A 21,989-nucleotide genomic window follows, 5' to 3' on the forward strand; every position below is an offset into this window, starting at 1 on the left:
CCGACTCCTCTGTCCTGGCGTCTCACCGGAACGGCGTCAACGTGGCGGCGCGCTGCGCGCCGTCACCACCGCCTGGAGTGATTTTTACAGTCACCGCGTGTGGTTCGGGCGGGTCGCGGGACGCCACCCGCTCCGTCTGCTCTGTCTGCTCCGTCTCGACGGCAGGCCGGACCTCGTTTGCGCTGGAGCGCGCTCCACCTTCTCCATTCTGGTGCACGGACGGCGCACAGCACTCCTCTGCCGCTCCGACCGGCACCGACGACCGTTTCGAGCGCGGCCTGGACCGGAAGGCCCGCGAGATGACCACGGTGGCCGTGTGCACCGCGCTCAACGGCATCGCCGCCGGTCCTCGGACCGGCGTATCGCGGGGGCGGGCGGGTAGGGTCCGTACCGGTCCCGGCGAGCCTGCATGCGATTCACCATGCGTCTCGCTAGCCTCATTACCATGGCCACCCGTACGTCTAAAGGCGCCTCAGGTAAGACCTCTGCCAAGAGGTCCTCTGGCCGGTCCGGGTCCTCCTCGTCCCGTACGGCCCCCGCCAGGCGGGCCTCCACCGCGCGGACGAAGACCACGACCTCGGCCCGCAGGCCCGTCACGCCGAACCAGGACCCGATCGGCTGGGTCTTCACCATGATCGGCAAGCTGTTCATGGGGATCTGGATGCTGCTCGCGGGCGGCATCGGCAGCGCGGCGCGTGCCCTGGGGCAGAACGCGCGAGAGCTCGATCCGGTGCACCGCCGTGACGGACTCGGCCTGGCGGTGTTCTCCGGGGCGATCGTGCTGGCCGCCATGACCTGGCGGGAGAGCACGGGCACGGTCTCCACGGTCGTCAACGCCGTCATGCACGGCGTGTTCGGATCGCTGGCCTGGCTGATCCCCATCCTGCTGGCGCTGCTGGCCTGGCGGCTGCTGCGCCATCCGGACCAGAACGCCGACACCGGCCGGATGATCATCGGATGGTCCGCCCTCACCATCGGGGTTCTCGGCATCGTGCACGTCGTGCACGACACGCCGTACCCCTCGGGCGGCGGCTCCGACGGCATGGACAAGGTGGCGGCCGCCGGCGGCATGATCGGCTTCGTGGTCTCGGCGCCTCCGGCGAGCATCCTGCCCGCCTTCGTCACCATCCCGTTGCTGCTGATCCTGTCCGGCTTCGGTGTCCTGGTGATCACCGCCACGCCTGTGCACCGGATTCCGGAGCGGCTGGCCGAGATCAAGCACATGCTCTTCAACCGTGACGTCCCGGCCGGGGCCCGTGAGCCCAGGAAACGGGCTCCGCGCAAGAAGCCCGATGAGGAGGCCGAGACCGGCGACAACGTCAAGCCGTACGACACGCCGGTCGTCACCGAACCCCGGAACAGGCCGCTCGCCGACCACTCCCCGGAGATCGTGCCGGGACTGGTGGAGAGCGCGGAGGAGGAGGCCCCGGTCCGCCGGGCCGAGGCGCCCGAGCCGACTCCGGCGCCGCGCAAAGTCGAGCAGCTGGTGCTCTCCTCGCAGGACGGCCCCTACACCCTGCCCGACACGCAGCTGCTGCGTCCGGGTAGCGCGCCCAAGCCGCAGACCAAGGCCAACACCGTCGTGGTCAACGCGCTGACCAGTGTGCTGGAGCAGTTCGCCATCGACGCCCAGGTGATCGGGTTCACCCGCGGGCCGACGGTGACGCGCTACGAGATCGAGCTCGGCCCGGCCGTCAAGGTCGAGAAGGTCACCGCGCTCACCAAGAACATCGCCTACGCGGTCAAGTCGGTGGACGTACGGATCCTGAGCCCGATCCCCGGCAAGTCGGCCATCGGCGTCGAGATACCGAACACCGACAAGGACCTCGTGTCGCTCGGCGACATCCTGCGCTCCCAGGTGGCCCAGGCCGACCAGCATCCGATGATCGTCGGCCTGGGCAAGGACGTCGAGGGCCGCACCATCGTGGCGAACCTGGCCAAGATGCCGCACCTGCTCATCGCGGGCGCCACCGGCGCGGGCAAGTCGGTCTGCGTCAACGGGCTCATCTCCTCGATCCTGATGCGCGCCACCCCGGACGAGGTGCGCATGGTGCTGGTCGACCCCAAGCGGGTCGAGCTCAGCATCTACGAGGGCATCCCGCACCTCATCACGCCGATCATCACCAACCCCAAGAAGGCCGCCGAGGCGCTGGAATGGGTGGTGGGCGAGATGGACCGCCGCTACGACGACCTGGCCGCCAGCGGCTTCCGGCACGTCGACGACTTCAACAAGGCGGTGCGCGCGGGCAAGCTCGTGCCGCCGCCGGGCAGCGAGCGGGTCTACAAGCCCTACCCCTACCTGCTGGTGATCGTGGACGAGCTCGCCGACCTGATGATGGTCGCCCCGCGCGACGTCGAGGACTCCATCGTCCGCATCACCCAGCTGGCCCGCGCGGCCGGCATCCACCTGGTGATCGCCACCCAGCGGCCGTCGGTGGACGTCGTCACCGGCCTGATCAAGGCCAATGTCCCCTCCCGCCTCGCGTTCGCCACCTCCTCGCTGGCCGACTCCCGGGTCATCCTGGACCAGCCCGGCGCCGAGAAACTGGTCGGCCAGGGCGACGCGCTGTTCCTGCCGATGGGCGCGAGCAAACCCATGCGGCTGCAGAACGCCTTCGTCTCCGAAAAGGAGATCGGCGAGGTCGTCACGCACTGCAAGACCCAGATGAAGGCCGAGTACCGCGACGACGTGGCCGCCGTCTCAACGGCGAAAAAGGAGATCGACGAGGACATCGGCGATGACCTCGACCTGCTGGTCCAGGCGGCCGAGCTGATCGTGACCACCCAGTTCGGCTCCACTTCGATGCTCCAGCGGAAGTTGCGGGTGGGCTTCGCCAAGGCGGGCCGCCTGATGGATCTGCTGGAGAGCAGGAACGTGGTCGGGCCGAGCGAGGGATCGAAGGCACGGGAGGTGATGGTCAAGCCCGACGAGCTCGCCGGCCTCCTCGCCGACCTGCGCGGATAATGACCCCCCGGTTGTACGCCTCTCGTCCGATTACTGATTGAATAGGACTCACTACGCAGCGTCGGGGGCTGAGGGGCGTGCGCTATGAGTATTGGCAGCAATCTGGCAGAGGCGCGTCGGGCGGCGGGTCTGACGGTCGGCCAGTTGAGCGCGCGTACGCGCGTTCGAGAGGCACTGATCCACGGGATCGAACGGGATGACTTCTCCCAGTGCGGGGGAGACTTCTACGCGCGGGGACACGTCCGCAACATCGCCAAGGTCGTCGGGCTGGATCCCGAGGCCATGGTGCACGAATACGACGAACTACACGGCGGCGTGCCGTTGCCGGTCCGTGCGGCCAGTGTTTTCCAGGCCGACACGCCCATAAAGATCCGGGAAAGCCGTTCGCCCAACTGGACGACCGCCATGGCGGTCGCGCTGGCCATCGTCGTGGTGTTCGGCGTGGTGAAGATGATGGGCGGGAGCGGGGACGACACGCCCGCGGCAGTGGTCCGACAGGCCTCGGCGCCGGCCGTTCCGCCGTCGGCCGCATCGGTCGACGCGCTCGGCCTGCAGAGGGTGCCGGCCGGCAAGCGGGGCGAGCCGGTGCTCTTCCAGGTCAAGGCGGTCCGTCCGGCCTGGCTCGACGTGAGAGAGGCCGGGGGGCGCAGACTCTTCTCCGGAATGATGGAGGAGGGGAAGACCTCTGTGTGGAAGGCGAAGAAGGGAGTGAAGGTCACCTTCGGCGACGGAGGGGCCTTCCGGGTCCGGGTGAACGGCAAGAACCTCGGGACCCCCGGTCCTTCCGGGCAGGTTCTCAGCCGCTCCTACGGGACATCCGCGCGTGAACCGCGTTAGGTGACCGATGTTGAACCGGGGGGAGGTGCATCGGTAGTGGCCAACTCCCGATACCGTAGTGTTCACCATGTCATCCCGCCGAACCGCATCGCTGATCACACTGGGCTGCGCGCGCAACGAGGTCGACTCTGAGGAGCTCGCCGCGCGTCTCGAGGCTGCCGGTTGGCAGGTGGGCGACGATGACCCCGATGTCATCGTCGTCAACACCTGCGGCTTCATCGACTCAGCGAAAAAGGACTCCATCGACACGCTGCTCGCCGCAGCCGACTCCGGCGCCAAGGTGGTCGCCGCGGGCTGCATGGCCGAGCGTTATGGCGATCAGCTCGCCGACGCGCTGCCCGAGGCGGCGGCTGTCATCTCCTTCGACGACTACACCCAGATCGGCACACGCCTCGACGACGTGCTGGAGGGCAGATCGCTCGTCCCGCACAGTCCACGCGACCGCAGGACCCTGCTCCCCATCTCGCCGGTCGAGCGTGCCGCCGCCCCCAAGACCAACATCCCCGGCCACGGTGAGCTGCCCGAGGGCGTGGCTCCGGCCAGCGGCCCCCGGCCGCTGCGCAAGCGCCTGGGCGACGGGCCGGTGGCCTCGCTGAAGCTGGCCTCCGGCTGTGACCGGCGCTGCACATTCTGCGCCATCCCCGCCTTCCGCGGCGCCTACGTCTCACGTGACCCCGCCGAGCTCCTCGGCGAGGCCGCCTGGCTGGCAGAGCAGGGCGTCAAGGAACTCGTGCTGGTCAGCGAGAACTCCACCTCCTACGGCAAGGACCTCGGCGACCTGCGGGCGCTGGAGAAGTTGCTCCCCTCCCTGGCCGCCACCGAGGGCATCGAGCGGGTGCGGGTCAGCTACCTGCAGCCGGCCGAGCTCCGTCCGGGCCTGCTGGAGATGATCGCCTCAACCGAGAGCGTGGCCCCCTACTTCGACCTCTCCTTCCAGCACGCCAGCGGCTCGGTGCTGCGCCGGATGCGCCGCTTCGGCGACCCCAAGCGCTTCCTCGGCCTGCTGGAGACGGTCCGGGCGACCGCTCCCGAGGCGGGCGTGCGCTCCAACTTCATCGTGGGCTTCCCGGGTGAGACCGAGGAGGAGTTCGGTGAGCTGGTGGCCTTCCTCCAGGAGGCCAGGCTCGACGTGATCGGCGTCTTCGGCTACTCCGACGAGGACGGCACCGAGGCGGCCGTGCTGCCCGGGAAGCTGGACCAGGAGACCATCGACGCCCGCGTGAGCGCGCTCACCGAGCTGGCCGAGGAGCTCATGGCCCAGCGGGCCGAGGAGCGGATCGGCACCGAGGTGGACGTCCTCATCGAGGAGGACCTCGGCGACGGTGGCTACGAAGGCCGTGCGGCCCACCAGGGGCCGGAGGTCGACGGTTCCGTCACCGTCCAGGGCATCGGCCTGGTCCCCGGTCAGATCGTCCGGGCCGTCGTGGTCGACTCCGAAGGGGTCGACCTGATCGCCCGCATCAAGGCGGCCTCATGAGTGCGCCGCCGGGCCGGGAGAGCGTATGACCAACACGCCAGAGACCGGCACCGACTCGACCGAGGCAGCCGCGCACCCCAAGGTGAGTGTGTGGAACATCGCCAACGTCGTCACGGTGATACGACTGGCGATGGTTCCGTTCTTCGCGGTCTGCCTCTTCCTGCCGGGTTCCGGCTGGCGGGTCGCCGCACTGGTGGTCTTCCTGGTGGCCTCGCTCACCGATCTGCTCGACGGTGAGCTGGCCCGTCGCTACGGACTGGTCACCAACTTCGGGAAGATCGCTGATCCGATCGCGGACAAGGCCCTGATCGGTGCCGCGCTGATCAGCCTGTCGGCCCTGGACGAGCTGTCCTGGTGGGTCACCGTCGTGATCCTCGGCAGGGAGGTGGGAGTCACCATCCTGCGCTTCGCGGTCATCAGGCACGGCGTCATCCCGGCCAGCTACGGCGGCAAGGTGAAGACCGTCCTGCAGATCGCGGCGATCGTCTCCTACATGTGGCCGGGCGTGCCCGAGCCGATCCGCTGGGCCGTGATGGGCGCGGCGACCGTCGTGACCGTGGGCACCGGGCTCGACTACGTGGTCCGCGCGGTCAAGCTGCGGCAGGTGGCGAAACGGGCGCGTGCCCAATGACCCACCGCCTGCTGGCCACCACCACCGTGCTCTCGCTGCTCGTCCGCCGGGGCGAGACGGTCGCGGTGGCCGAGTCGCTGACGGCCGGGCTGATCGGCGCGGCGCTCACCGGTCCCTCCGGCGCGTCGGCGGCTTTCGTGGGCGGGGTCATCTCCTATGTCACCGATCTCAAGCACCGCCTGCTGGGCGTTCCCGCGGATCTGCTGGAGCGCGAGGGCGCCGTGCATCCACGGGTCGCGGCGGCGATGGCGACCGGCGTGCGCGAACTCACCGGCTCCACCTATGGTCTGTCCGCCACCGGGGTGGCCGGTCCGGACCCGCAGGACGGCAAGCCGGTGGGCACTGTGCACCTGGCCGTTAGCGGGCCCGATGGGCGGGTATGGCACCGAGACCTCCACCTTGCCGGGACACGTGAGGAGATCCGGCAAGCGACGGTGAATGAGGCAGTGGACTTACTTCAAGGTGTGCTGGAGGCGAACGCGGGGGAACATTCCGGGTGATTACCGCGTTACGTCCCCAGCGAACATGCTCACCACGGTCTGCCGCGGTGTCGGTGGATACGGGTACGGTGGAGATGTGAGTGAGGTAAAGGTCAAGCGATGATGACGGCGAGGAGTATGTACCAAGGGTCGCGTTCAAAGAACGGGCGGCACGAACCGATCGCGCGGAGTGTCGCGAAGACGCCCGCGCCGGGGAGGGAGCGACAGATGGTCCTGCTGCGTCAGCTGCTCGGTGACGTGCTGCGGCGGCTGCGGGTGCGGCAGAGTCGCACCTTGCGTGAGGTGTCCACACTGGCCCGTGTTTCACTCGGATACCTGTCCGAGGTGGAACGTGGTCAGAAGGAGGCCTCTTCTGAGCTGCTCGCGTCAATCTGCGGCGCCCTTGGCGTGCCGCTTTCACAGGTGCTCCGTGAGGTGTCCGACCAGTTCGCGCTGGCCGAGCTTCAGCACGCCCCGGTGCTCTCCGGTGACGTCCCCGAACGGGAGCGTCTGCCGATTGCCGAGACCGTGCCCGGTGCCATCTCGGATTCTGTGTTTCCCGAGGTCAACGATATGGTCGCAGCCTAACCGGCCGGGCTGTCCGGCTGGCAGTGACGGCACCAGAAGATCAGCCGTTCCTGCGGCTGTGCCCCCATCTCCCCGCGACTGACCCGATGCCCGCAGCGCAGGCACGGTCTTCCCGACCTGCCGTAGACCCAGGTGCCCCGCCTCGGGCGGAGATCACCGGTTGTCGCCCTGCTGCTGCGCTCTCCGTTGGCGTGCAGCAATCTCTGCGCGAGCCTCACCACCGCTCCCATGTCCTCGACCGCTTCCACGGGCCGCCACGGCGAGATCCCCGCGAGAAACAACGTCTCGGACAGCGTCTCGGCCCGATAGATGGTGCCGATGCCCGACGAGGCGATGCTCCTCCGCGGTCGTCACCAGGCCGACCACGCCCAGCTTCACTCCCACCGCCTGCCATTCGACGTTGGCCAGCACCAGGCGGACCACGTCACCCGGGGGAGCGGGCGCCCGGAAGCCGGAACGGGTCAGAGGCCGGCCGTTCAGCGCCTGGCTGAGCCGCCTCGCGGTGCGGCAGACGACGTCGCCCTCGGGCATGGGAGCCCGCTCAGTCCCATGCGGAGGGGTCGGCGGCGAGCTGGCGGACACGCTCCGGGAGCGTTCCGGCGGCCACGCTGGCGAGCGTGACCTCCTCCAGAATCGCCCGCTCGCTGGCCCGTAGCGCGATCCAGACCTGCTGCAACGACTCTGCGGGACCCCGGTAGTCGACGTGCTCGGGCCGCTCGCCCCGCACGTTGGCCAGCGGGCCGTCCACGGCGCGGATCACATCGGCCAGGGTGATCTCAGTGGCGGGACGGGCCAGAACGTAGCCGCCCTCGGGGCCACGCTGGCCGCGGACCAGGCCGGCCCGGCGCATCTGCAGGAGGATGTTCTCCAGGTATTTGGGAGGCATGTCCTGCTCTTTCGCCAGCTCACCCACGGTGGTTGGTCCTTCACCGGCCGCGGCCAGTTCGGCGGCGGCGCGCAGGGCATAGTCGACACGAGCGGATAGGCGCATGTAGTCGATTATCCCGCCTGCTATTGACTGCTTAGGCGCGAGGGGGCAGAAGCGCCGAGCCGGCGTCCGTCGCTCTCCGCCGTCATGGGCGGACCGCTGTGACCGGGGCGGACCGGTGGGACCCTGTCCGTCCGGCCGCGGGAGAGGGGAGGGCCCGGTGGGCGGATGGCGCGGCAGGGGGCACCCCCGTGGCCCCCCGCCCGTCATGCGCGGGGCTAAACTATCAGGAAGCTTTATTAATGAATAGGATCGCTATTCTTGTACGAATGTAAAGCTGACGGGGAAACGGCGGACAAGAGAGCATGCGTATGGAGCGACGTCCTGGCGTGCCCAGGCTGCTGAGGGAGATCAACGACCGGGCCGCCCTGGAGCTGTTGCTCGACTCGGGACCGCTGACGCGGGGCCAGATCGGGGAGCTCACCGGCCTTTCCAAGGTGACCGCGTCGCAGACGCTCGCCCGGCTGGAGGGCCGTGGCCTCGTCGAGGTGGCGGGCGAACTGGCAGGGGGAAGAGGGCCCAATGCGGCCCTTTATGGGATTATTGCCTCTTCTGCCTATGTGGCGGGGCTGGATGTCGGCCCGGAATTCGTCACCACGGCCATCGCGGATATCCACGGGGAGATCGTCTCGGAGGCGAAGGTCGCGCCCAGCGGGCACGTCGATCCGGTCGCCCTCGTCCACAGCTCCGTGGTCAAGGCGTGCCGATCGGCCAAGGTCGCGCTCTCCAAACTGCGGACGGTCGTGATCGGAACCCCGGGTGTGGTCGACCCCCGGAGCGGAGACGTGCGGTTCTCCTTCGACCTGCCGGGCTGGCACGAGGGCATCCACGAGGCGCTCGCCCGTGACCTGCGCCGCGACATCAAGATCGAGAATGACGTGAACCTCGTCGCCGTCGCCGAGCGCACCCTGGGCGCGGCACGCGGTGTCGACGACTTCGTGCTGCTCTGGGTGGGCCGCGGCATCGGCCTCGGCGTCGTGCTCGGTGGCCGGCTGTATCGCGGCCGGTCCGGCAGCGCGGGTGAGATCGGTTATCTCCCGGTGCCCGGCGTGCCGCTGGCCGAGGACGTGCGGGCGGTGCCCGGACGGCTGCCGTCGCTCGCGGGCGGCCTGCAGTCGCTGGTCAGCGCCGAGGCGGTCGCCGAACTCGCCGCCATGTACGGCTTCACGGGGGAGAGCGCGGCCGAGTGCGTGGCGGCCGCGGTCAAGGCGGGGGAGCCCGGAGAACCCCTGCTGGACGAGATCGCCGGGCGGCTGGCGCTGGGCGTGGCGTCGGTGTGCGTCGTGCTCGATCCCGGGCTCGTGGTGCTCGCCGGTGAGGTCAGCCAGGCGGGCGGGAGCGTGCTCACCTCCAGGATCGAGGAGGCGGTGGCCCGGATCTGCCCGGTCCGCCCGCAGGTGGTGCCCAGCGAGGTGGGGGGTAATCCGGTGCTGCGCGGTGCCGTCCTCGCGGCCCTGGAGCAGGCACGGGAGGAGATCTTCGCGTCCTGAGGGTTTGGCCCGGATGGGGCCGGGCGGTCGAGCGGAGTGGCGTTCCCACGTGTTCCTCACGGCTCGCGTCGCCTGCCTGTGGCCAAGGGGAGATCCTCGTCGTGGCGGGGCCGCTTCAGCGTGAGCCGGCGGGAGCCGTCGAGGAGTGGCCGGTCAGGATTTCAGCCGCGGCCTGGCCCCATGCGCTCGTCGCTCCGTACGTGGTGATGTGTGTGCCGCCGGGGTTCCGGGGCCCGGCAGGCCCATCTCCACCACGACCGCGTCGGGGCGCCGGGACAGTAGCGTGTCGAGCCGGGCCGACACCCAGGGGGTCCCCCGCGAACGATCATCAATGCCTCCGGTCCGGTCCATCGTGAGCTGTCTGTCTCAGGTGTGCCGCAGGTGAGGCGTCCGGAGTGGATGAACAGACAGGAAACTTCCCGGTGAAAGCGGGGCTGGGGCTGCCCACGCCGGTGGGCGTCCGCCTCGTTTCACGAGCGTGATTCCTCGCCGCACAGGAGACGCCCGCGTCCGAGCCTCAGAGGCTCAGGAGTTCGGCGGCGGCCTGGGCATTGGCGCGGGCCGCGCCGTACGTGGCCAGATAGGTCGCCCCCTCGGGGCGCCAGACCGGCAGTCCCATCTCCACGACCGTGGTGTCCGGACGGGTGGCCAGCAGCGCGGACACCACCGTCTGGCTGGTCTCGTAGCGGTGGGCGTCCTTGACCACGACGACCAGGGAACGGCCGACGGCACGTTCCAGAATGGCCGGCACGTCCGCGGCCTCCGGTTTGACCCGGACGACCTCCACCTGTGGCATCAGGAGCGCGAATCCCCACGGCACGTCGCCGACCGCGATGGTCGGTGGGGTGTCCACCTCGACTACCAGCGGGTTGACCAGCGGGGATGCGGAACCGGTGAGGGTGACCGCGCGGCGGGCCGCGGTCAGTCCGATCACGCTCTCCTCGGCCCGGCCCGTCTGGGGCGTGCCGGACCAGGCACGGAGGCGGGCCACGCGCTCGGCCGCGGCCTCCAGCCTGGCAGCGGGCAGCCGCCCGTCTCCCACCGCGGCGACGATCTCGTCGATGATCCGGCGGACATCGTCCTCGACCGGTAGCGGGCCCAGGCAGAGGAGATCGGCCCCGGCGGCGAGCGAGAGCACCGCGCCGCCGGCCAGGCCGACGCTCTCGGTGATGGCGCGCATGTCGAGGGCGTCGGTGACGACCACGCCGTCGTAACCCATCTCGCCGCGCAGCAGACCGGTCAGTGCGGCCGCCGACAGCGTGGCGGGGACCGTACCGGTCAGCGCGGGGACGCGGACGTGCGCGGTCATGATCGACTTGGTCCCGGCGCCGATCGCGGCGCGGAAGGGTGCCAGCTCGCGTTCGCGCAGCAGCTCGATGGAGGCGTCGACGAGCGGGATCTCCAGGTGGGAGTCCTGCCGGGTGGCGCCGTGACCGGGGAAGTGCTTGACGCAGGCGGCCACGTAGGCCGACTGCAGGCCGTGGACGGCCGCGACGGTGTGCCTGGCGACCAGTGCGGTGTCCGGCCCGAACGAGCGGGTTCCGATCACCGGATTGTCGTCGGCGGTGTTCACGTCGGCGGACGGGGCCATGTCCAGGTTGACGCCGCACCGGGCCAGATCGTCGCCGATGGACCGGTAGACGCGCCGGGTCAGCTCGACGTCGTCGACCGCACCCAGGGCGGCGTTGCCGGGGTAGGGGCTCCCCACGTGGTAGTCGAGCCGGGTGACGTCGCCGCCCTCCTCGTCCAGCGAGATGACCGGGTCGCCGGCCTCACGCAGGCGGCCGGTGAGCGCGGAGAGCTGTGCGGAGTCGGCGACGTTGAAGCCGAAGAGGGTGACCCCGCCCAGGCCGCCCGCAAGCTCCCGCAGCACCCATTCGGGAGCGGTGGTGCCCTGGAAGGCGACGAGCAACGTGCCGGCTGCGAGACGGCGCAGCCCCTGGTCGCTGGGGTCCGCGATGTACTCAGACATGGCGCTACGTGATTCCTTACCTGAGATGGCGGGCTTCGAACGTGGACAGGGCTGGTACGGCTCGCGCCTTGTGGGTGCCGAGCCGTACCAGGGCTGGGGGAAGGGGATCAGCCCTTGACGGCGCCGGCGACGAGGCCGGTGACCATCCGCCGCTGCACCAGGAGGAAGAAGATGACCACGGGGATCGTCATCATCGTGGAGCAGGCCATGATGGCGCCCCAGTCCGTGCCTCGCTGCCCGAAGAAGAACTGCATCGCGACCGGCATCGTGTAGCCCGAGGAGTCGGACATCAGGATGAGTGCGAAGATCAGCTCGTTCCAGGCGGTGATGAACGAGAAGATGCTCGTCGCCACCAGGCCGGGTGCCACCAGCGGGAACAGGACCTTCCAGAAGGTCACGAACCGGCTGGCGCCGTCGATCCAGGCGGCCTCCTCCAGGGACTTGGGCACCGCGGCGACGAACGTGCGCAGCATCCAGATGCCGAAGGGGAGGGTCAGGCCGACGTTGATGACGATCAGGCCCAGCAGCTGGTCGTAGAGACCGAGCCGCTTGACGTTGAGGAAGAGCGGGATGAGCAGAGCCTCGGACGGGATCATCTGGACGATGAGCAACAGGACCAGGAAGCTGTTGCGGCCCTTGAACGTGAAGCGGGCGATGGCGGTGGCCGCCAGCAGCGCGAAGACGGCGCCGATGAGTACGGTGCCCAGGGCGACGATCGCGCTGTTGCGCATGTAGAGCCAGATGGAGTTGCCCGCCACGCCCTCGCTGAGCACCCGGTCCAGGTGCTCGAAGGTGAAATGCGTGGGGAACGGGATGAAGTCCGTGGTGAAGATCTGGTCGTTGCTCTTGAAGGCGGTCGAGACCATCCAGTAGACGGGGAACACCGCGAAGACGAAGACCAGGACGCCGGCCGTGTTGAGCGCGGCCTTCCTGAGGCGCTTGCGCGCGATCGGAGTCATCGGATCTCCTCCGTCTTCACGATCTGCCGGACGTAGAAGGCGGTGACGACGAGCAGGAGCAGCGTCAGGATCACCGCGATCGCCGCCCCGGTGCCCATCTTCGGCGGGCTGCGGAAGGCCTCGGCGAAGGAGAACATGGAGAGGTTGAACGCCTCGCGGTTGGTCGGCCCGTTCATCAGCACGTAGAGCTGGCTGAAGACCTTGAAGTTCCAGATGATGGACAGGATCGTCAGCACCGAGAAGACCGGCTTGAGCAGCGGGAAAGTGATCTTCCTGAAGATCCGCCAGGGGGTGGCCCCGTCCACTCTGGCCGCCTCGTAGAGCTCCGTGGGGATGCCCTTGAGACCGGCCAGCACCGACACCGCGATGAACGGGAACGACGCCCAGACCACGCAGATGATCAGCACCAGGTAGATGGTGATCGCGTCGTTCAGCCAGGGCTCGCCGGTCCAGTCGGCCCGCCCGAACAGCAGGTTGGACAGCCAGTCGGGGAGCAGGTTGAGCACCCAGTTGATCATCCCGGCGTCGGCGTCGAAGAGCCACCGCCAGATGACGCCCTGGGCGACCGGCGGCACGGCCCAGGCGGACATGATGCCGATGACCACGAACGTGGACATCTTCTTGCCCAGCTTGTTGAGCAGCGTGCCGACCGCGGTCCCGAGGACCAGTGTCAGGGTCACCGTGATGACGGCGAACACCACGGTGTTGCGGAGGGATGACCAGAAGACCTCGTTGTCGAGGATCTTGGTGTAGTTGTCCCAGCCCACCCAGGTCGCCGGCTTCTTGCCGTTGATCTGGGGGATGCCGACCTTCTGGAAGGAGATGACGATCATCTGGAACAGCGGGTAGAGCAGCAGTCCGGCGATCACCAGCAGGCCGGGTACGAGCAGGACGTACGGGATGGCCTTGGGCGGGAGCCCGCTGGCCTTGGCGGGTCGTTGCTGACTGTGGCGGCGCCGCCCCGGGGCGGAGGGGTTGCCTCCGCCCCGGGCGATCGTAGACGTGTTCGTCATGTGTCTACTGGTTCAGGATCTCTTCGATTTCCCCGTTGGCCTTGGTGAGAGCCTCGTCAGGGGTGGCCTTGCCCTCGATGACGGACCGCGCGGCGTTCTGCAGCACGGCCTTGGTCTCGTTGGCCTCGGTCCAGTTGGAGTCGGCGGGGAAGGCCTTGGCCTTGGCGAAAGCCGCCGCGAACGGAGCCTGCGCCGGGTCCGAGCTCAGCTTCGCCAGCGCCTCGGGGTAGATCGGCAGCAGACCGCCCTCGGTGGCGTAGCGGCCGGCCCACTCCTTGTTGGTGGCCAGCTTCAGATACTCGGACGCGAGTTCCTTGTTCTTGGCACCGTCCCAGACGGCGATGTCGTTGCCGCCGAAGAAGGACGGGGCCTCGCCGCCGGACTTGGCGGGGAGCGGGAAGAAGGCCAGCTTGTCGGCCTTCAGCTTGCCCTTGCTGTCCACCTCGATGCCGGGCAGGTCCCAGCCGGCGGTCAGGTACATGCCGACCTTGTTGTTGGCGAACCGCTTGCGGATGTCCACCGTGTTCTGGGTGAGACGCGACTTACCGGACAGACCATCGGTGACCAGGCTGGTGTAGGTGGCGAAACCGGCCTTGAACTTGGGGTCGGTCACCTTGCCGACCCACTTGTCGCCCTCCTTGACGGCGTACTCGCCGCCCTCGGACCAGGCGAGCGCGCCGAGCAGGTGGTTGGCGTCGGAGCCGCCGTTGAAGGCGAAGCCGTCGACGTCCTTGCCCTTCTTGGCCTGGATCTTCTTGGCCGCCGCGACCAGCTCGTCCCACGTCTTCGGAACCTCGATGCCGAGGTCGGCGAACCAGTCCTTGCGGTAGAGGACCGCGCGGGAACCGGCACCCCAGGGCAGGGCGTAGACCTCGTTGTCGATGGTCTCCAGGCCGAGCAGGTTCTTCGGGATCTCGGCCTGGTCGCCGGCCTGCATCAGGGCGGTGACCGGAGAGAGCGCCTCCTGGCTCTGCCAGAGCGGCACCTGGTCGTTGCCGATCTCGGTGACGTCCGGGCCGGCGCCGCCCGCGGCGGCGGCGGTGAACTTGTCGTTCACCTGAGGCCAGGGGATCCACTCAAGCTTGATCGTGGCGCCCGACTCCTTTTCGAAGGCCGCGTTCAGGTCGTCCATGTACTTCTGGGCGGCCGGGTTGCTGTCGCCGAGACGCCACACGGTCAGCGTCTGACCGGCGTACTTCGGGCCGCCGGCGGCGGCGGTGGAGGCGCCGGCCTGGGGCTCGGACGTGGCGGGCTCGCTGGTGGAACCACAGGCGGCGAGGCCCAGGGCCAGGGCGGCGGTGGTAGCAGTCGTAACCGCGAACTTCGTGATTTTCACTTCGGGGTTCTCCCTTCCCGGCTTCGCGTCGGGGTCGCACTTCGGGTGCCGGCGCGGTCCCCGTGCCTCGCCGCACCTGGTCGAAGGCGCCTCCTCACGGTCGGCGCTCTGACATCCCGCAGCTTGGCTGTGACACTTGCCTGCGGGCTGACTACGGCTAAACTAACAATAAACTTTCTTAAAAGAAACGATCGTTAGCGGATCGTGACGGGGGGAGTCGACCTTGCCCAGACGTCCGGGAACGCCTCAGCTGCTGCGCCGGCTCAATGACCGCGCGGCACTGGAACTCCTGCTGTCCAGTGGCCCGCTCACGCGTGCTGAGCTGGGAGAATATACCGGATTATCCAAGGTGACCGCAGGTCAGCTGCTCGCCAGGCTGGAGGAGCGCGACCTCGTCACGGTGGTCGGTGAGCAGTCCGGTGGGCGTGGTCCCAACGCCGCGCTTTACGGTGTCGTGCCGTCGTGCGCGTACGTGGTGGGGCTTGACGTGCTGCCGGACCGGATCAGCGCCGGGGTGGCCGACATCACCGGCGAGATCCTCGCCGAGGTGGCGGTGGACCCCAACGGCCACGACGACCCGGTACAGCTCGTGCACAGCGCCGTCGAGAAGGCGTGTGCCTCGGGGGGCATTCCCATGGCCGGCCTGCGAGCCTTCGTGATCGGCACCCGGGGTGTGGTCGACCCCCGCACCGGCGACGTCCGGTTCTCCTTCGACCTGCCCTCCTGGCACGAGGGGGTGCTCGCCGGGCTCCGCCGTGGCCTCGACGTCCCCGTGACGATCGAGAACGACGTGAACCTGGCCGCACTGGCCGAGCGCTCGCACGGCGCGGCGCTGGACATGGATGACTTCGTGCTGGTGTGGGCGGGAATCGGCCAAGGGCTCGGGGTCATGCTCGGCGGGCGCATCCACCGCGGTTTCACCGGGGGCGCCGGTGAGATCGGCTGGCTCCCCGTCCCCGGGGAACCGCTCCCCACCGACGTGAGCGAGCCGCAGTCCGGCTCGTTCCAACGGCTGGTCGGGGGCGACGCCGTGATCGGTCTGGCGGATGCGCACGGGGTCGTCGGCCGCCCCGGCGGCTCCGTCGGTGACTACGTCCGTACGGCCGTCGCCGAGGGGGCGGAGGGATTCCTCGACGAGCTGGCCGGGAGGCTGGCGGTCGGCGCGGCGGCGGTGGCCGTGGTCCTGGACCCGGCGCTGATCGTGCTCGGCGGTGACGTCGGACGGGCCGGTGGGACCGCGCTCGCGGCCAGGGTCGAGGAGGCCGTGGCCCGGGTCTGCCCCAGCCGGCCGAGGGTCGTGGTGACCGAGGTTCAGGGCAATCCGGTGCTGCGCGGGGCTCTGGATTCGGCGCTTCATCAGGCCCGGGAGCAGGTGTTCTCCGAGACGGTGTGAGAATTGCCGCTATGCGCGACATCGTTTTGATCTCTGATCCCCGGGTCACCGCGATCTCCGTCGAGGAGTCCGGGGAGCGGCTGGCGGACGTCCGGGGGCGGTTGCGGGTGGACAGGCGGATGGCCGATCCCGAAGGGGCGTTCGCCCATCTCCGGGAGGGGCTGCTGGTCCGGCTGGAGGGCGCGCAGGCGCACCTTCCGTCCGGATACCGGCTACTGGTCGTGGAGGGTTACCGGCCGTTGGCGATGCAGCAGCGGATCTTTGAGGAGTACTCGGCGGAGTTGCGGGTGACATTTCCGAAAATGTCGCCCGAGGAGATCTATGTGGCGGCCAGCCGCTACGTCTCGCCCATCGAGGTCGCCCCGCACACCGCGGGCGCGGCGGTGGACCTGACCCTGTGCACAGAGGACGGGGACGAACTCGACATGGGCAGCCCGCTCAACGCCACCCCCGAGCAGAGCGGCGGCGCGTGTTACACCGACGCCCGCGGCCTGTCGTCCGAGGCCCGTCACCACCGCGACCTCCTCGGGGGCGCGCTCGGCTCCGCCGGCCTGGTCAACTACCCCACCGAGTGGTGGCACTGGTCCTACGGCGACCGCTACTGGGCCATGGCCACCGGGGCCGTCTCCGCCGTCTACGGCCCCACCTCGGTCTGAACCGCGCGGCGGCCGGGGTCGAGGAGGGGAAGAGACTAGAGGTCGGGGACGGGGACACGCCAGGCCAGGGGGCGGTGGACACCGGCGCCGACCAGGAGGCCGGCACGGTCGGCCTCGTGCTCGGCACCGGCGAGGGCCGGAGCGTCGGCCTGATGTACGTGCTGTTCGCGGTCGCCATCGCCGTCACCGCGCTGGTCGGGATGCGCACCCGGACGCTGTCACGGTTCGACGTGGACGTACCGGACGCGCTCCCGGACGACCTGGTCGGATTCCAGGCTCTGCGGCAGCGCCACGGACCGGTCACGGAACCCGTCACCGAGCCCGTCACCGAGCCCGTCACCGAGCCCGTCACCGAGCCCGTCACCGAGCCCGTCACCGAGCCCGTCACCGAGCCCGTCACGGAACCGGTCGCCGTACGGAGCTGAGCCGTCCCCGGGACATGCGGTGACGGGCGGGCGGCGAACGCTGGCGAGGCGGTCCTGTTCTCGGAAGTCCGATGACCTGCGCAGATCGGCTCACCTTGGGGCTGGGCCACGTTCGGGAGGAGGGCGCCGAGTTGCCAATAATCGATCTTGTCTGCTAGGCCCCGTCCTTCTAAGATCACAAGTCCCTGCAAACCCATACCTGGTGCCCAAACGAGCGGCGAACGAAGGGCTTACTGTGGCGAAGCGGTGGATGGTGGTCGCGTTGGCTTCCGTCGTGGGACTGGGGGCGGCATCGATCCCAGCTGCCCCAGCGATATCGGTCGCAGGCAAGGCCGCCGCGACAACGGCGGCGGCACCCCTCAAGCCGCTGGCCCTCGCCGGTCTCGATTTGCGTGCGGGGACTGATCCGTACACTGTTCCACTCGCTGCGGAGTTCGAGCAGGTGGGCATCGGCGGAGTGCTCAGCGGAGCGGACCGCACGGCGTTGCCGGGAAGCGAGGACGCCGACTGCGCACGGCGGGCGGCGTATCTACCGACACTGCCGGTCAGCTCCTGGTTCTGCTGGGACGCCCAGGCGCAGGGCGACAAACAAGACGTCCCACACTCACCATGGGTGCCGCAGGGCCTGGCCACCTCGGGCGAGGCCCAGCTCGACGGCACGCCCATCGGCAGCGATCACAGGGCACTGATCACCAGCTGGACCTGGCAGAACTCTCCCGATCCCAACGCGCCGGACTACCGCACCAACTCGGTGATCTTTTCGGTGGTGGACCTGGACGAGCGCCGTTACCGCAAGGTGCTACCCGTGTGGGTGGACGCGAGCGGGAAGTTGAGACGCGTGTATGGGCACGGCGGCGGCCTGGCCTGGTATGGGCCTTACCTCTTCATGACGTCCAGCTCCAATTGGAACGGCTATTCAGGACCCGACTCGACCAAGCACACCATCCGAGTGTTCGACACCCGCAAGATTTACCGGAAGAAGGACGGCGGAGGCGGTGACTACCGCTATGTGATGCCGGAAGTGCGACACTACATAGTCCCCATTCTCCTCGACTACATGTCTCTGGACCGCAACAGCGCGGGGGGCGCGAGCCTGGTGGTGGGCACGTACAAGCGCTCCGACGGTTCTTCTTCCTCCCTGGCCGGCACCAAGCTGATCCGCTATCGCTTCCAGCCTGGCCAGGCCGGCGATTACCGGCTCATCGCGACACCTGTGCAGGCGTGGGTGTCCACCGTTCCGGCGAGCCCGGCGGACGCTATCAGCGACGTGCAAGGGGTGCAGGCCAATGGCGACCGCCTCTACCTCAACATGTCAGCCGGTTCGCACCCCGGCCCGAACCCCCGGCGGCGCGTCACGACGGTCGAGGTCAATGGCGAAGTCTCATCGTGGACGATCAACTCCCAAACGAGTTGGGCCTACCGGCCGGAGGATCTGTCGCTGTGGTATGCCACCGGTGAGCTGTGGGGACTTACCGAAGGCGAGGAGGAGCGGGTCGTCTTCTCGGTCAAAACGACTGACCTGAACCCCGCATAGGAATCGCAGGCGCGTGAGGGGCCGCGCCCACCACGACGACGTCGAGCACGTCGGCACGGTCATCCATTCTGCCCACGGGCTGAAGTACGCCACACCTCGGAGTGCGTGGCCAAGAGGTAAGGCTCTCCCCCCACCCGGCCGCAAGCGCACCCCACACGACCACGTGCTCATCGACAACGTGAACGCGGCCGAGCAGGTCACCGTGGACGTGGAGGCCGAGCTGGCCAAGCTGGATGGCGGCGGCCGCTGCGTCCGGCCACCACGGAGATGGGCCTACCAGGGGGCTGAGTGCAGAAAATTGGCGACACCATGCCGGTTTGACGGCGTTCCTGACCACGATCGCCACCGCAACACCGCCAAGGCGGCCCGGGACTCCCTATAGCTACGGTGAGCCGCAAGGTAGGCGTTGATCCTGTGGTTTACCTGGGGTTTTCCGGGCCGTGGATAATGCGGTGGATGGTGGAGCGTCCGACGCTGTACTCGGTGGCCAGGTCTGCGAGGGACACCTCGCCCTCGGCGTAGCGGCGGCGGATGGACCGCCGCGCGGGCTCGGGCAGTTTGGGTTGCTTGCCCTTGAGCTTGCCGTTCTTCTTGGCCAGGGCCATGCCCTCGCGGGTCCGCTGATGCCCGATGTTCGTTTCGAACTCGGCGACCATGGCCAGGGTCTGTAGGAAGAGCCGGCCGAACGGGTCGTTCCAGTCGTAGACGGATGCGCCGAGGCCGAACAGGACACCGCGGCCGGACAGGTCGGTGAGGATCTCGTTGGCCTCGGCCATGTTGCGGGCGAACCGGTCGAACTTGGTCACGGTGAACACCGACCCGTCCCAGACTGCGGCGAGGGCTTGGTCGAGTCCGGCGCGGTTGCGGCGGGTGGTTCCAGAGAATCCGCGGTCGATGTAGATCCGGTCCTGCGGGACGCCGAGCGCGAGCAGCTGTTCGGTCTGGATGATCACATCTTGTTCGTCGGTCGAGCAGCGGGCGTAGCCGACCCGGGTTCCGTTCACGCCTCCAAGTGTTCCGGATAAGGCCCTTTCATCGGAACAGTTCGCGGAACACCTATTTTGATCGAATGCTGAACCATTGATCAGGCGAAATGCCCCGTCACTCATGCATGGTTTCCTTCCGTGGCCATGCCGTTTCCTGTGGTGGACGTGGCTCGGCCTCAGGGTTCGCGGGCGCGGAGGTACGCGTCCAGGTCGGCGGCGCCCTTGAGCATGGCGCGGCCCCGGGCGGACAGGCGGGCCTGCCAGTCGCGCAGGGTCGACTCCAGCGGGGCGACGCCTCCGGCGGAGCGGACCTGAGCGATCAGCGGGGCGATCTGCTCCAGCAGGTAGCCGCCCCGCCTGAGCTGGTGGGCCAGCCGGACGTCCCGTACGTCGGCCGCGCTGTAGATCCGGTAGCCCGTCTGCGGATCGCGGCGCGGCCGGACCAGCCCGGCGTTCTCCCATTTGCGCAGGGTGGCAGGGCGGATGCCGAGTCTCCTGGCCAGCGGGCCGATGAACGTGTCGCCGCGCTCCTGCGGCGCGGGCGCCAGATCGCGGAGCGCGGCTTCGACGGCCTGGAGGGTGCGGCGGTCGTCGAGGAGTTGGCCGTGGCTCTCGTCGATGAGCCGCAGCGCGTCCTCGGTGGCGCCCCGGTTGACCGCCTGCATGATCGACGTGGCCGTCTGGTGACCGTGCCCGGGCACGAGGGCGAGGAACGCGCGCAGGGCTTGCGCGTGCAGCGGCGTATAGGTGCGATAGCCGTGGACGGTGCGTTCGGCGGCGGGCAGGATGCCGGCGTCCTCGTAGTTCCTGATCGCCTGGGTGGACAGGCCGTGCTCGCGCGCCAGGTCCACTGGCCTCATGGATGCATCACCGATTGAAGGTCCGTCGCGATGAGAGCGGGGATTTACAGGGAAAAGTTTACACCGAGTGTTCAGCGATACCGTCGAAGGTATGGATATCAAGGACACGGCCCGGCCGCTCGATGGCGCGGGCGTCTCGGCGTTCCTCCGGTCGCTTCCCGCCAAGCCCCTGCTGCTCGGCCTTGGCGAGGCCAGGCACTTCGTGGGGGAGCTGGGCGAGTTGCGCAACGAGATCTTCCGGCATCTGGTCGAGCATGAGGGCTACCGGTCCTTCGCCATCGAGAGCGACTGCCTCAGGGGCCTCGTGGTGGACGACTACATCACGACGGGCGCGGGCACGCTCGATGACGTCATGGAGCGCGGCTTCAGCCACGGCTTCGGCGCGTCCCCGGCCAACCGCGAGCTCGTGCGCTGGATGCGCACGTACAACGAGGAGCATGACGAAAAGCTCCGGTTCTTCGGCTTCGACGGCCCGCTGGAGTATTGGGCCGAGAGCCCGCGCCAGGCGCTCACCGCCCTCTACGCCCTCCTCGACGGCCCCCTTCCCTGCACCATGGAAACCCTCGACGCGCTGCTCGGCCCGGACGACCGGTGGTCGAACGAGGCCACGGCCATGGATCCGTCCCAGTCGATCGGCCAGTCCGCCGACGCCCAGCGGCTGCGCCTGCTCGCCGACGACCTGGTGGCGCTGCTCGACACGCAGGTGCCGCGGCTGAGCGCGGAGGACAGGGAACAGGCGGCACTGTACGGACGCACCGCCGTCGGCCTGCTCCGCTACCACTACTGGCTGGCCGACGCCTCCCCGGAACGGTGGACCCGGCTGTCGGCCCTGCGGGACGCGATGATGGCCGCCAACCTGCGTGCCGTCGCCGAGCAAGGCCCGGCCCTGGTTTTCGCCAGCAACCTTCACCTGCAGCGGAACAAGAGCCTCATGCCGTTCGGCGACCAGACGCTGGAGTGGTGGAGCGCGGGGGCGATCGCCGAAACGCACCTGGGCGACCGGTACGCCTTTCTGGCCTCGGCCCTCGGCACGGTCGGCGACGACATTCCGTCCCCGGACACCGTCGAGGGCCTCCTGTCCACGCTCCCGTGGGACCACTCTCTCATCGACGCCCGCCGCCTGGCCGAGGCCGTCACGAAGCCCGCCCCGCGCATCTCCCACGATTTCGCCTATTTCCCGCTGGACCCGGCCCAGCTCGACATGATCGACGGCATCGTCTTCCTCAAGCAGGCTGTCAGGCTGAAAAAGCTGGGTTGACAGGCGCGTGCGTGTCAGGCTGTGCTGACACGCACGCGCATCAATCACACCATCCATGCCCACCCCTCACCGAAGGCAGCGCCCGGGATCCCCAGGCGGTTGCTGCTGTGCGGACTGGTCCTGCGTTCCGCGTAATTCGGAG

20 protein-coding genes are annotated in these 21,989 nt (G+C 68.8%); 13 read left to right on the top strand and 7 right to left on the bottom strand.

Annotated elements, in window-relative coordinates; all coding sequences use genetic code 11:
• The first annotated feature begins 445 nt into the window (after nucleotides 1-445).
• The 6 genes from FHR32_RS24120 to FHR32_RS24145 all read left to right on the top strand — a co-directional run bounded on the left by FHR32_RS24120 (nucleotide 446) and on the right by FHR32_RS24145 (nucleotide 6,977).
• Nucleotides 446-2,965, top strand: coding sequence for a DNA translocase FtsK (locus FHR32_RS24120; RefSeq protein ID WP_184756795.1), 2,520 nt, complete (start codon nucleotides 446-448; stop codon nucleotides 2,963-2,965).
• Between the two features lie 84 nt (nucleotides 2,966-3,049).
• Nucleotides 3,050-3,802, top strand: coding sequence for a helix-turn-helix domain-containing protein (locus FHR32_RS24125; protein WP_184756796.1), 753 nt, complete (start codon nucleotides 3,050-3,052; stop codon nucleotides 3,800-3,802).
• A gap of 67 nt (nucleotides 3,803-3,869) precedes the next feature.
• On the top strand, nucleotides 3,870-5,279 hold the full coding sequence (rimO, locus tag FHR32_RS24130) for a 30S ribosomal protein S12 methylthiotransferase RimO (RefSeq protein WP_184756797.1): 1,410 nt from the start codon (nucleotides 3,870-3,872) through the stop codon (nucleotides 5,277-5,279).
• Nucleotides 5,280-5,304: 25 nt separating this feature from the next.
• A complete protein-coding gene (gene pgsA / locus FHR32_RS24135) occupies nucleotides 5,305-5,910 on the top strand; it encodes a CDP-diacylglycerol--glycerol-3-phosphate 3-phosphatidyltransferase (protein ID WP_184756798.1) in 606 nt (201 codons plus the stop codon).
• On the top strand, nucleotides 5,907-6,410 hold the full coding sequence (locus FHR32_RS24140) for a CinA family protein (RefSeq protein ID WP_184756799.1): 504 nt from the start codon (nucleotides 5,907-5,909) through the stop codon (nucleotides 6,408-6,410). The genes pgsA and FHR32_RS24140 overlap by 4 nt, the downstream gene beginning before the upstream one ends.
• 207 nt (nucleotides 6,411-6,617) lie before the next feature.
• Nucleotides 6,618-6,977: a helix-turn-helix domain-containing protein gene (locus FHR32_RS24145; RefSeq protein WP_184756800.1), complete on the top strand. Its 360-nt coding sequence runs from the start codon at nucleotides 6,618-6,620 to the stop codon at nucleotides 6,975-6,977.
• Between the two features lie 541 nt (nucleotides 6,978-7,518).
• Here FHR32_RS24145 and FHR32_RS24150 read toward each other — a convergent pair.
• Nucleotides 7,519-7,968 carry an RrF2 family transcriptional regulator gene (locus FHR32_RS24150; protein WP_184756801.1) on the bottom strand — a complete coding sequence of 150 codons (450 nt, stop codon included), beginning with the start codon at nucleotides 7,966-7,968 and terminating at the stop codon, nucleotides 7,519-7,521.
• Nucleotides 7,969-8,276: 308 nt separating this feature from the next.
• On the opposite strand from FHR32_RS24150, the gene FHR32_RS24155 reads away from it, so the two are divergent.
• A complete protein-coding gene (locus FHR32_RS24155; protein ID WP_184756802.1) occupies nucleotides 8,277-9,455 on the top strand; it encodes an ROK family transcriptional regulator in 1,179 nt (392 codons plus the stop codon).
• 517 nt (nucleotides 9,456-9,972) lie between these two features.
• On the opposite strand, the gene FHR32_RS24160 is transcribed toward FHR32_RS24155, so the two are convergent.
• The 4 genes from FHR32_RS24160 to FHR32_RS24175 all read right to left on the bottom strand — a co-directional run bounded on the left by FHR32_RS24160 (nucleotide 9,973) and on the right by FHR32_RS24175 (nucleotide 14,735).
• Nucleotides 9,973-11,427, bottom strand: a complete 1,455-nt coding sequence (locus FHR32_RS24160) for a glycoside hydrolase family 3 protein (RefSeq protein WP_184756803.1) — start codon at nucleotides 11,425-11,427, stop codon at nucleotides 9,973-9,975.
• Nucleotides 11,428-11,534: 107 nt separating this feature from the next.
• Nucleotides 11,535-12,386, bottom strand: coding sequence for a carbohydrate ABC transporter permease (locus FHR32_RS24165; RefSeq protein ID WP_184756804.1), 852 nt, complete (start codon nucleotides 12,384-12,386; stop codon nucleotides 11,535-11,537).
• Nucleotides 12,383-13,399 carry a carbohydrate ABC transporter permease gene (locus tag FHR32_RS24170; RefSeq protein WP_184756805.1) on the bottom strand — a complete coding sequence of 339 codons (1,017 nt, stop codon included), beginning with the start codon at nucleotides 13,397-13,399 and terminating at the stop codon, nucleotides 12,383-12,385. Before FHR32_RS24170 ends, FHR32_RS24165 begins: the two co-directional genes overlap by 4 nt.
• 4 nt (nucleotides 13,400-13,403) lie before the next feature.
• Nucleotides 13,404-14,735 carry an extracellular solute-binding protein gene (locus FHR32_RS24175; RefSeq protein WP_184756806.1) on the bottom strand — a complete coding sequence of 444 codons (1,332 nt, stop codon included), beginning with the start codon at nucleotides 14,733-14,735 and terminating at the stop codon, nucleotides 13,404-13,406.
• A 223-nt stretch (nucleotides 14,736-14,958) separates the two neighbouring features.
• On the opposite strand from FHR32_RS24175, the gene FHR32_RS24180 reads away from it, so the two are divergent.
• The 5 genes from FHR32_RS24180 to FHR32_RS24200 all read left to right on the top strand — a co-directional run bounded on the left by FHR32_RS24180 (nucleotide 14,959) and on the right by FHR32_RS24200 (nucleotide 19,125).
• Entirely contained in the window at nucleotides 14,959-16,128 is a 1,170-nt protein-coding gene (locus tag FHR32_RS24180) for an ROK family transcriptional regulator (RefSeq protein ID WP_184756807.1), read from the top strand.
• Between the two features lie 11 nt (nucleotides 16,129-16,139).
• Entirely contained in the window at nucleotides 16,140-16,784 is a 645-nt protein-coding gene (locus tag FHR32_RS24185) for a M15 family metallopeptidase (protein ID WP_184756808.1), read from the top strand.
• Nucleotides 16,785-16,858: 74 nt separating this feature from the next.
• Nucleotides 16,859-17,209: a hypothetical protein gene (locus FHR32_RS24190; RefSeq protein ID WP_184756809.1), complete on the top strand. Its 351-nt coding sequence runs from the start codon at nucleotides 16,859-16,861 to the stop codon at nucleotides 17,207-17,209.
• A 235-nt stretch (nucleotides 17,210-17,444) separates the two neighbouring features.
• Complete coding sequence (locus FHR32_RS24195) at nucleotides 17,445-18,743, top strand: hypothetical protein (protein WP_184756810.1); 1,299 nt, start codon at nucleotides 17,445-17,447, stop codon at nucleotides 18,741-18,743.
• A 13-nt stretch (nucleotides 18,744-18,756) separates the two neighbouring features.
• Nucleotides 18,757-19,125 carry a hypothetical protein gene (locus FHR32_RS24200; RefSeq protein ID WP_184756811.1) on the top strand — a complete coding sequence of 123 codons (369 nt, stop codon included), beginning with the start codon at nucleotides 18,757-18,759 and terminating at the stop codon, nucleotides 19,123-19,125.
• 37 nt (nucleotides 19,126-19,162) lie between these two features.
• Here the strand turns inward: FHR32_RS24200 and FHR32_RS24205 are convergent, their stop codons facing one another.
• Both FHR32_RS24205 and FHR32_RS24210 read right to left on the bottom strand, forming a co-directional pair.
• Nucleotides 19,163-19,747, bottom strand: a complete 585-nt coding sequence (locus FHR32_RS24205; RefSeq protein WP_184756812.1) for a recombinase family protein — start codon at nucleotides 19,745-19,747, stop codon at nucleotides 19,163-19,165.
• A gap of 158 nt (nucleotides 19,748-19,905) precedes the next feature.
• Nucleotides 19,906-20,589 carry a TioE family transcriptional regulator gene (locus FHR32_RS24210; protein WP_184756813.1) on the bottom strand — a complete coding sequence of 228 codons (684 nt, stop codon included), beginning with the start codon at nucleotides 20,587-20,589 and terminating at the stop codon, nucleotides 19,906-19,908.
• A gap of 91 nt (nucleotides 20,590-20,680) precedes the next feature.
• On the opposite strand from FHR32_RS24210, the gene FHR32_RS24215 reads away from it, so the two are divergent.
• Entirely contained in the window at nucleotides 20,681-21,847 is a 1,167-nt protein-coding gene (locus FHR32_RS24215) for an erythromycin esterase family protein (RefSeq protein WP_184756814.1), read from the top strand.
• Nucleotides 21,848-21,989 lie beyond the last annotated feature (142 nt).

It is taken from the genome of Streptosporangium album, from assembly GCF_014203795.1.
Classification (GTDB): domain Bacteria; phylum Actinomycetota; class Actinomycetes; order Streptosporangiales; family Streptosporangiaceae; genus Streptosporangium; species Streptosporangium album.